This window comes from Aeromonas sobria, from assembly GCF_050266975.1.
Lineage (GTDB): Bacteria > Pseudomonadota > Gammaproteobacteria > Enterobacterales > Aeromonadaceae > Aeromonas > Aeromonas sobria_B.
This window is the reverse complement of sequence record NZ_JBKISU010000059.1, coordinates 1-8,907: the sequence shown is the minus strand read 5'-3', so window position 1 is coordinate 8,907 and position 8,907 is coordinate 1. Positions and strand designations below refer to the sequence as shown.

The following is an 8,907-nucleotide window of genomic DNA, read 5'->3' as shown; positions in this document are numbered from 1 at the left end:
CTAAAATGAAAGAAACCAATGCGGTCTTGTTGATGGATAAATTTATCTACTACCTGAAGCAACACCGCTTATATACCCGCACACTTGGAATTATTTGAGTCTCTAAAAATGAGGGGATCTCTGAGCCAGATGACGGGTCTGATGGATCTTGGTGATGAGTCGGGGGGGGGGGTAGAGCACATGGCAGTCGTGGCCGCCGTGGCGCACCGAGCGGTAGTGAATGCCGTCCGCACCGCCGCGCTGCTGCTCCCAGGCGAAGGCCTATCAGCCAATCCTCTTTAGGCACTCGTACCAGTTCTCCCGCCTCTTCCCGCAGGCGATCGTTGGTCAGGACCCGCCGGGCAATGCTCGTCATCAAAAAGCCCCACCAACTGACGCTGGCGGGGCTGTGCTGTTTGAGGCCTTCCATGGCGGACAGGGATCAGAGCGCGGGCAAGAGCCCCAGGCTGACGCTCACCTGTACCCCGACGATCAGCACCCCCATGGCGCCGGCCAGACCGAGGGCGACCACGCCGCCCGGTGCGCGGTAGTGGTGATCCTCGGCCTGCTTGCGGCTCTGCCACACCAGGGCCACCGGCAGCAGCACCGCCAGTATGGCCAGGGCGATGGCGGCGTAACCCAGGGCCATGATGAAGCCTTGCGGGAAGTAGAGGGCAAACAGCAGGGGGGGCACGAAGGTGATGAGCCCGGTCTGGCTGCGGCCCTGCCAGTTGTCCTTGCGCCGGGTCACCTTGGCCATGAAGTCAAACAGCCCCAGGGTCACCCCGAGGAAGGAGGTGGCCAGCGCCAGATCCGCAAAGAGGTGCATCGCCTGATTGAAGGCGGGCCAGTTCACCAGAGCGCCGACGCTGGCCAGCAGGTTGTCCAGGGCGCCGCCGCTCTGGATCAGGGACTCTTGACCCAGCAGGCCCAGGATCGCCACCTGCCAGAGCACATAGAGGATGAGGGGCAGGGCCGAGCCCCACACGAACACCCGGCGCAGCCGCCTGGGACAATCCCCCAGATAGAGCATCACGCTCGGGATGGAGCCGTGAAAGCCGAACGAGGTGAAGATGACCGGCAGGCCCGCCAGCAGCAGGCCCTGGCCGAGCGGCAGGGAGAGCAGGTGCTGCCCCTGGGCGCGGGGCAAGAGCAGCGCCAGCACCGCCACCATGATCAGCAGCTTCACGGCGAACATCAGCCGGTTGAGGTAATCCACTTGCCTGGTGCCGACGCAGACCATGCCGCCAAACAGCAGGGTGAAGATCCAGGCCGCCTGCTCTTGGCCCAGGGGCAGGCCCGCATCCGCCAGGGCCTGGGCCAGCAGGCTGCTGCCGCCGCTGATGTAGGCGGAGGCCAGGGAGTAGAACAGCATCAGGATGCAGAAGGAGGCGATGCCCTTGCCCCAGGGGCCGAGCAGCTGATCGGCGAGCTGGTGCAGGTACCACTTGCCGGTGGTGAGGCTGGCTTCCACCTGCAACATGGCGGTGAAGGCCATCAGGGCCCAGAGCCCCAGCATCAGCGCCAGGGTGGCGGGGCCGCCGAGGGAGGAGGAGGCGAGCGGCAAGGCCAACATGCCTGCCCCTATGGTGGTGCCTGCGATGAGCAGGGTCGCGCCGAGGGTCTTGGTATTCATGGGTCCAATCCGATATTGATGATGAGGGGGCCGCACGGGCGGCAGTGGCTAAACGGGATGGGGCGCCTCCGGGTCCGTCCGGAGGCTAGCAATATCGCAGCAGACGCATCTGTACTCAAAACCTGTCGTTTGTAAAAGTGAGTTGCCAAGCTAACGGATCAAAATAGGGGAAACAAGCCTGTGATAGCGGGATCTACCATTTTTTTGCGCAATACCTGGAAACAAATGGTGACAGTGTGGCGACGGACTGGTGAAAAACTCGGCGGCAGCGTGGTGGGGCTGGCGGCGAGCCCGCGCCCTGCCTGGAGCAGGGGCGGGCGGGAGATCAGCGGCGGGTCTTGAGGCTGCGGCCTATGTAGTGCAGGCCGCACTGATAGTCGCCATGGATGGCGGCAAAGGCGAGCTCCAGGGCCAGAGTGGCCAGGGCGTCGTGGCGCTGGGGCAGGGAGTTGATGCCAAAGGGGAGAAAATCGAGCAGGCGGTCATCGCCGAAGGTGGCCATGGCGAGGCGGCTCATGTCGGCTTCTTGCTCCAGCAGGTAGTCGAGCACCCCTTCCATCATGATGTAGGAGGTGGTGATCAGGGCCTGGGGCAGGGTGCCGAGGCGGCGATGCAGCTCGCCAATCAGGCGGTAGCCCTCGGCGCGGGAGAAGTGCTCCCCCTCGCACAGGTGCGGCTTGGCCTCGCTTGCGCTCAGGGCCTGCAGAAACCCCTGACGGCGCTCCTGGCTGATGGTGAGGGCCGGCAGGGCGCTGATCAGGGCGATGTGGGCCAACCCCGGGCGCAGCAGGGAGGCGGTGAGCGCCTCGCACGCCTTGCGGTTCTCGCTGGCGACGCTGATGAAGCGGTCGGGGGCCATGGTCCGGTCGATGGCGATCACCTGGGTGCCGGCGGCCTGTTTCTCCTGATACCAGGGATCCCCCGGGGGCAGGCAGCTGGCTACCAGCAGGGCATCCACATGGCGGCTGATCAGCATGTCGCACAGAACCTTTTCCGTCTGGGGCTCATCTTCCGAGCAGACGATGAGCAGCTGGTAGCCCTGGGCGCGGGCCCCCTGCTCCAGCCGCTTGGCCAGCTTGGCATAACTGGCGTTCTCCAGATCCGGCAGAATGAAACCCAGGGTGCGGGTCTGGCCGCCGCGCAGGGAGGCGGCGCGGCTGTCGGGACGATAGTTGTGGGCCTCGACCACCGCCATCACCTTGTCGCGGGTCGCTTGACTGATGCGATATTGGTCGGCCTTGCCGTTGATCACATAACTGGCCGTGGTGCGCGAGACACCGGCGAGGGCGGCGATTTCATCCAGTTTCATCTTGTTGGCCCTGTCTTGTTTGGCGCGCAAAGAGTGCAATATCCCACCCTCCTCATGCGGTCGTGACGCAAAAAGTGTGCGCCGGATCATATCATCGATGCAAGGGGAGTGCGGGGACTTGATCAAATAGCTGAAACGATTCAGTCTGAGTGTAAGTGAAACGATTCAGCTTGTCAGCAAGCAGAGACAAATGGTTGATAAATCCCACAAAAGGATACAACCAGGTCTATTGTGAAGCGGGCAGGGCAGCACGCCCGGGCAATCATCACCACCCATTATCATTGAGCGCAATCCAGGGGGCCGAGCGGGCCGCCTCAAGCGGATGGAGAGAGAGTATGTTGAAGTTGGCGCAAGAGCAGATCCTGTTGAACCAGGTCGCTACCAGCAAGGGAGAAGCCATCGCCCTGCTGGCCGGGCAGTTGACCGCGGCCGGTCTGGTGGAGGCGGGCTATGTGGAGGGCATGCTGGCCCGTGAGGCCCAGCACGCCACCTACCTTGGCAGCGGCATCGCCATTCCCCATGGCACCACGGACACCCGTCATCTGGTGAAGCACACCGGCGTCATGGTGGCCCAGTTCCCGCAAGGGATCGAGTGGGACGACGGCCAGGTAGCCTATGTGGCCATCGGCATCGCCGCCAAGTCTGACGAGCACTTGGGGATCTTGCGCCAGCTCACTCAGGTCCTGGGAGATGAGCAGGCCGCCCAGTCCCTCAAGGAGGCCAGGGATGCCGCCACCATCATCGACATACTGACCGGAGCGAGCGCCCCGGCCGAGGTGCAGTTCCTGAGTCTCGCCGATTTCCCCGCCGACGACCTGGATCAGCTGCTGCTGGGGGCGGCCGCCCGCGCCAAGTCCGCCGGTTGGGGTGGCGCCGACATGGTGAGCGCCCTGATGGCGCGTGGCCCGTCGGCGCTGGGCCAGGGGATCTGGCTGGCCAGCGCCAGGGCGCAGCAGAGCGGCTGGGTGCTGGCGACCCCGACCCGTCCCCTCGGGGAGGGCGAGCAGGCGGTCAAGGCCTTGCTGCTGCTGTGCGGCAAGGATGAATCCCATCTCTCCCAGCTCGACAACCTGGCGGCCCTGGCGGGCGCCGGCCAACTCGATGCCCTGGCGGGCGGCGAGGGGCTGGCCCTGCTGCAAAACGGACCGGCCAAGGGGCTGGCCGACACCTTCACCATCATCAACCCCCACGGTCTGCATGCTCGTCCCGGCGCCATGCTGGTCAAGGTGGCCAAGGAGTATGAGGCCGATATCCGGGTCGCCAACCTGGATGGCAACGGGGAGGCCGTCTCCGCCAAGAGCCTGATGAAGGTGATCGGTCTGGGGGTCAAGTGCGGCCACAGACTCGAATTTCGCGCCGAAGGGGCGGACGCCGAGGCGGCCCTGCGCGGCATCGGCGAAGCCATTGCCGCCGGGTTGGGCGAGGGGGCGCACTGATGAAACTCGTCACCATTACCCTCAACCCGGCGCTCGATCTCACCGCCGCCCTGGATGAGCTCCACCCCGGCGAGGTGAACCTGGTGGGAGAGGCCTCCCTGCGCCCCGCGGGCAAGGGGATCAATGTCGCCATGGTGTTGAAGGATCTGGGCCGGGAAGTGAGCCTGACCGGCTGGCTCGGCGAGGAGAACCAGCAGGCCTTCGTCGACCTGTTTGCCCAGAAGGGGCTGGAGGACTGCTTCGTGCGGGTCCCCGGCAGCACCCGCATCAACGTCAAGGTGTCGGAGCGCTCCGGCCGGGTCACGGATCTCAACCTGCCGGGGCTCGCCATCGCCCAGGACGCCATCCTGGCCCTCGATGAAGTCATCGAAACGCTGGCCGGGCAGGGGCAGTGGTTCGTGCTGGCGGGCAGCCTGCCCAAGGGGGTGGATACCGCCCTGGTGGCCCGGCTCATCACCGGCCTCAAGGCGCGTGGCAAGCAGGTGATCTTCGATTGCAGCGGCGCGGCCCTCGGAGTCGGTATTGCGGCGGGCCCCACCCTGATCAAGCCCAATCTCGAAGAACTCAGCCAGTGGGCGGGTCGCCCCATCCGCACCCTCGAGGAGCAGGCCGAGTGCGCCCGCGCCCTGCAGGCCCAGGGAGTGAGCCAGGTGGTGATCTCCAATGGCGCAGAAGGGGTTGTCTGGTTTGGGGAAGAGGAGATCTGGCAGGCCACACCGCCGCGCATGACGGTGGTGAGCACGGTCGGTGCCGGGGATTCCCTGGTGGCCGGGCTGGCGCACGGCCTCAGCCTGGGCTGGCCCATGGCGCAGACCCTGCGCCTGGCCACCGCCGCCTCCGCCCTGGCGGTGAGCCAGGTGGCGGTCGGCTTCGCCGACCCGGCGGCACTGGATCCCATTGCCGAACGAGTGACTATGACGCGGCTGGATGCCGAGGCGCCCCAGGGTGCCCATCAGGCCGATCGCAAGGACATGACATCACACACATCCACAGGAGATGCCCAATGAAAGCTATCTTGGTAACGGCCTGCCCGGCGGGCATCGCCACCAGTTTTCTTGTCGCCAAGCGGCTCACCCAGCAGGCCGAACAGGCCGGTTGGACGCTGATCGGCGACATTCATTCCACCATAGCGGCGCGCACCGCGCCGACGGCGGCCCAGATTGCCGAGGCCGAGCTGGTCATCGTGGTGGCCAGCGCCCCGGTGGATCTCGCCGCCTATGACGGCAAGCGGCTCTACCGCGCCGAGATGGACGCGGCGCTGCAAGATCCCGCCGCCGTGCTAAGCGCCGCCGCGGCAGGCGCCAGCCCCTATCGTCACGAGGCGAGCGCCCAGGCGCCGGCAACGAGCGGCGCGCGCAAGCGCATCGTGGCGGTCACCGCCTGCCCGACCGGGGTGGCCCACACCTTCATGTCCGCCGAGGCGCTGGAGAATACCGCCAAGCAGCTCGGCTACGAGATCCGGGTCGAGACCCAGGGCTCGGTCGGCGCCCAAAACGCCCTGACCGCCGACGAGATCGCCGCCGCCGATCTGGTGTTCCTGGCCACCGACATCGAGGTGGACATGGCCCGCTTCGATGGCAAGCCCCTCTACCACACCAGCACGGGCGCGGCCCTGAAGAAGACCAAGGCAGAGCTGGACAAGGCATGGCAGCAGGCCCAGCCCTATCGCCACAGCGGCGGCGCGGCCATCAAGAAAGAGGAGAAGGCCGGTCCCTACAAGCACCTGCTGACCGGGGTCTCCTTCATGCTGCCCATGGTGGTGGCCGGTGGCCTCATCATCGCCATCTCCTTCATCTTCGGCATCGAGGCCTTCAAGGAGGAGGGCAGCCTGGCCGCGGCCCTGATGCAGATTGGCGGCGGCTCCGCCTTCGCCCTGATGATCCCGGTGCTGGCCGGCTACATCGCCTACTCCATCGCCGACCGTCCTGGCCTGGCGCCCGGCATGATTGGCGGCATGCTGGCCAGCTCCCTCGGGGCCGGTTTCCTTGGCGGCATCGTCGCCGGCTTCCTGGCCGGTTACAGCGCCAAGTTCCTGAGTGACAAGGTGCGCCTGCCGGTGACCCTGGAGGCGCTCAAGCCCATCCTCATCATTCCCCTGGTGGCGAGCCTGTTCACCGGCCTGGTGATGATCTACGTGGTGGGTGGCCCCGTGGCCGGCATCATGAATGCCATGACCGAATTCCTCAACAACATGGGCTCGGCCAACGCCGTGCTGCTGGGGGTCATCATCGGCGCCATGATGTGCTTCGACATGGGCGGCCCGGTCAACAAGGCGGCCTATGCCTTCGGGGTCGGCCTGCTGGCCTCCAAGGCCTATGCTCCCATGGCGGCCGTGATGGCGGCCGGCATGGTCCCGGCGCTGGGCATGGGCATCGCCACCTTCCTGGCGGGCAAGAAGTTCATCAAGACGGAGCAGGAAGCGGGCAAGGCCTCCTTCGTGCTGGGTCTGTGCTTCATCTCCGAGGGGGCCATCCCGTTCGCCGCCAAGGATCCGGTGCGGGTCATCCCGGCCTGCATGGTGGGCGGGGCCCTGACCGGTGCCCTCTCCATGCTGTTTGGTTGTGAACTGGTGGCGCCCCACGGCGGCCTGTTCGTGCTCTTCATCCCCAATGCCATCAGCCATGTGTGGATGTACATAGTGGCCATCGCCGCAGGTTCACTGCTGACCGGGGTGAGCTACGCCATGCTCAAGCGCGCCGAGGCGCCGGCCAAGCTGGCCACGGCCTGAGCCAGCCGGCGGAGGTGACGCCGGCGCAAGCAACGACAAAGACGACCCTGGGGTCGCCTTTGTTCATTGGGGGGAGGGGGCTTAGAAGTCCCAACCCTGCTGCACCTGGGACGCGGCGGCCTCCTCGGCCTTGCGCTTGGCCGCCAGCACCCGGGCCTTGCGACCCCGGCACAGCCGCATCACCTCCTGCTGCTGGCCCGGGGTCATGGCGAGCCAGTTGAAACGCTCGTCCCGGCTGCGAAAGCACCCCTTGCAATAGCCCTTGTTGTTCAACTGACAGACCCCGATACAGGGGCTCTGCAGGGGAAAGATTTCCAGCTGTTCCATGCCCGGATCCTCATGCCTTGTTACCCTGTTATAACCCAGATGATAAGGATTGGAAAAATAGTCTGGCTCAGGGCCCGGGTCGTTTGCTTTCCACGGGTAAATTTGGCATCTTCCACGCCGGATCTGGCACTCGGTGTTAAATGAGGACTTATGAACAGACACGCATACTGGTTGGCCGCAACCGTACTGGGCCTGGCCGGTTGTGCCGGCGAGCCGCAGCCGGCCCCTCTCCCCAAGCCAAAGGCCGTCGACGAGGCCTGTTTTCTCAACTGTGCCCCGGTGGAGAACCTGGGCAAGCAGTATCTCGATGGCACCCTGCCCAGCGATCTGGTGCACGTCACCCAGGTCAACAGCCAGGCATCCCGTGATTTCAGCCGCTTCCAGGCCCAGAGCCAGCTGGTGACCCAGCGTTCGACCCGGATGGCGACTCGTTATGGCGAGCTCTACCGTCAGCTGTCGCGCTGGGTCGCCCAGGGGGGAGATCCCGCCCGCATCGGGCAATATGGCATCAGCCTGGCCCAGATGGGGGGAGCCGATCGCATGGGCAACATACTGTTCACCGGCTACTACTCCCCAGTGCTGGAGGTGCGCCACCGCCCGGATCGCGAATTCAAGTACCCCCTCTACGCCATGCCCAACTGCGGCGGCCGCTGCCCCTCCCGCGCCCAGATCCACCGGGGCGCCCTGGCCAATCGCGGCCTGGAGCTGGGGTACAGCAAGTCCCTCATCGACAACTTCCTGATGGACGTGCAGGGGTCGGGTTTCGTCCACTACGGGGACGATGATCGCCTGCAATACCTGGGCTACAGCGGCAAGAACGGTCACGGTTACGTCAGCATAGGCCGGGTACTGATCGACAGAGGGGAGGTGGCCAAGGAGAAGATGTCCCTCAAGGCCATCAAGGAGTGGGCCAATGCCCAGCCGGAGGAGAACGTCAAGGAGCTGGTGGAGCAGAACCCCTCCTATGTCTTCTTCGAGCGCCGTCCCACCAACGACGTGATCGGCTCGGCCGGCATTCCCCTGCTCGCCATGGCCTCGGTCGCCGCCGATCGCACCCTGCTGCCCATGGGCACCCCCATACTGGCGGAAGTGCCCCTGCTGGATCAGGCGGGCAACTGGACCGGCAAGCATCAGCTGCGCCTGCTCATCGCCCTGGATACCGGTGGCGCCGTCAAACGCGGTCACCTGGATCTCTACCACGGCATGGGGGAGAAGGCCGGTGTGGCCGCCGGGCACTACAAGCATTTTGGCCGGGTCTGGAAGCTGGGTCTGGGCCATGGCCCCACGGCGGCCCCCTGGCTCTGAGCCTCTGGCGCTGTGATGGGCGCCCAACACAATATGTATGCCATCAAACCGCCGTTGGTTTGAAGTGAACCCCATTTATTGGACACATTAGTTGGCGGATGACATGGCCTGAGTTCGGTACTGTACCGGGCTCAGGCCATTTAGTTTTGCTTTGATCCGCTCGTGGTTGTAGTAGTGGATGTATTCA

The 8,907-nt window shown here is 65.2% G+C and carries 8 protein-coding genes; 4 read left to right on the top strand and 4 right to left on the bottom strand.

Features of this window, described 5'->3' with window-relative positions; translation table 11 throughout:
• Nucleotides 1–421: 421 nt before the first annotated feature.
• Nucleotides 422–1,615 (bottom strand): aromatic amino acid transport family protein, encoded by a 1,194-nt coding sequence (locus tag ACLHZ1_RS20160; protein WP_427263480.1) that lies wholly within the window; start codon nt 1,613–1,615, stop codon nt 422–424.
• Nucleotides 1,616–1,940: 325 nt separating this feature from the next.
• Entirely contained in the window at nt 1,941–2,924 is a 984-nt protein-coding gene (gene cra / locus ACLHZ1_RS20155; RefSeq protein WP_427263479.1) for a catabolite repressor/activator, read from the bottom strand.
• A 335-nt stretch (nt 2,925–3,259) separates the two neighbouring features.
• Here cra and fruB point away from each other — a divergent pair, with 335 nt between their 5' ends.
• Genes fruB through fruA form a run of 3 tightly spaced genes read left to right on the top strand, consistent with a single transcriptional unit; the run spans nt 3,260 to nt 7,088 of the window.
• Nucleotides 3,260–4,360: a fused PTS fructose transporter subunit IIA/HPr protein gene (gene fruB, locus ACLHZ1_RS20150; protein WP_427263478.1), complete on the top strand. Its 1,101-nt coding sequence runs from the start codon at nt 3,260–3,262 to the stop codon at nt 4,358–4,360.
• Complete coding sequence (gene pfkB, locus ACLHZ1_RS20145; RefSeq protein ID WP_427263477.1) at nt 4,360–5,367, top strand: 1-phosphofructokinase; 1,008 nt, start codon at nt 4,360–4,362, stop codon at nt 5,365–5,367. Before fruB ends, pfkB begins: the two co-directional genes overlap by 1 nt.
• Nucleotides 5,364–7,088 (top strand): PTS fructose transporter subunit IIBC, encoded by a 1,725-nt coding sequence (fruA, locus tag ACLHZ1_RS20140; RefSeq protein ID WP_427263476.1) that lies wholly within the window; start codon nt 5,364–5,366, stop codon nt 7,086–7,088. Before pfkB ends, fruA begins: the two co-directional genes overlap by 4 nt.
• 81 nt (nt 7,089–7,169) lie before the next feature.
• On the opposite strand, the gene ACLHZ1_RS20135 is transcribed toward fruA, so the two are convergent.
• Nucleotides 7,170–7,415 (bottom strand): DUF1289 domain-containing protein, encoded by a 246-nt coding sequence (locus tag ACLHZ1_RS20135; protein WP_427263475.1) that lies wholly within the window; start codon nt 7,413–7,415, stop codon nt 7,170–7,172.
• A 150-nt stretch (nt 7,416–7,565) separates the two neighbouring features.
• On the opposite strand from ACLHZ1_RS20135, the gene mltA reads away from it, so the two are divergent.
• Nucleotides 7,566–8,720: a murein transglycosylase A gene (gene mltA, locus ACLHZ1_RS20130; protein ID WP_427263474.1), complete on the top strand. Its 1,155-nt coding sequence runs from the start codon at nt 7,566–7,568 to the stop codon at nt 8,718–8,720.
• Between the two features lie 87 nt (nt 8,721–8,807).
• On the opposite strand, the gene ACLHZ1_RS20125 is transcribed toward mltA, so the two are convergent.
• Nucleotides 8,808–8,907: IS3 family transposase (locus tag ACLHZ1_RS20125; RefSeq protein ID WP_427262416.1), on the bottom strand; the 100-nt coding region annotated here is incomplete at its 5' end.

Coding starts and splice junctions, on each gene's coding strand:
- ACLHZ1_RS20160 (WP_427263480.1), bottom strand. CDS start 1,615: ATGAATACCAAGACCCTCGGCGCGACCCTGCTCATCGCAGGCACCACC.
- pfkB (WP_427263477.1), top strand. CDS start 4,360: ATGAAACTCGTCACCATTACCCTCAACCCGGCGCTCGATCTCACCGCC.
- fruB (WP_427263478.1), top strand. CDS start 3,260: ATGTTGAAGTTGGCGCAAGAGCAGATCCTGTTGAACCAGGTCGCTACC.
- ACLHZ1_RS20135 (WP_427263475.1), bottom strand. CDS start 7,415: ATGGAACAGCTGGAAATCTTTCCCCTGCAGAGCCCCTGTATCGGGGTC.
- cra (WP_427263479.1), bottom strand. CDS start 2,924: ATGAAACTGGATGAAATCGCCGCCCTCGCCGGTGTCTCGCGCACCACG.
- mltA (WP_427263474.1), top strand. CDS start 7,566: ATGAACAGACACGCATACTGGTTGGCCGCAACCGTACTGGGCCTGGCC.
- fruA (WP_427263476.1), top strand. CDS start 5,364: ATGAAAGCTATCTTGGTAACGGCCTGCCCGGCGGGCATCGCCACCAGT.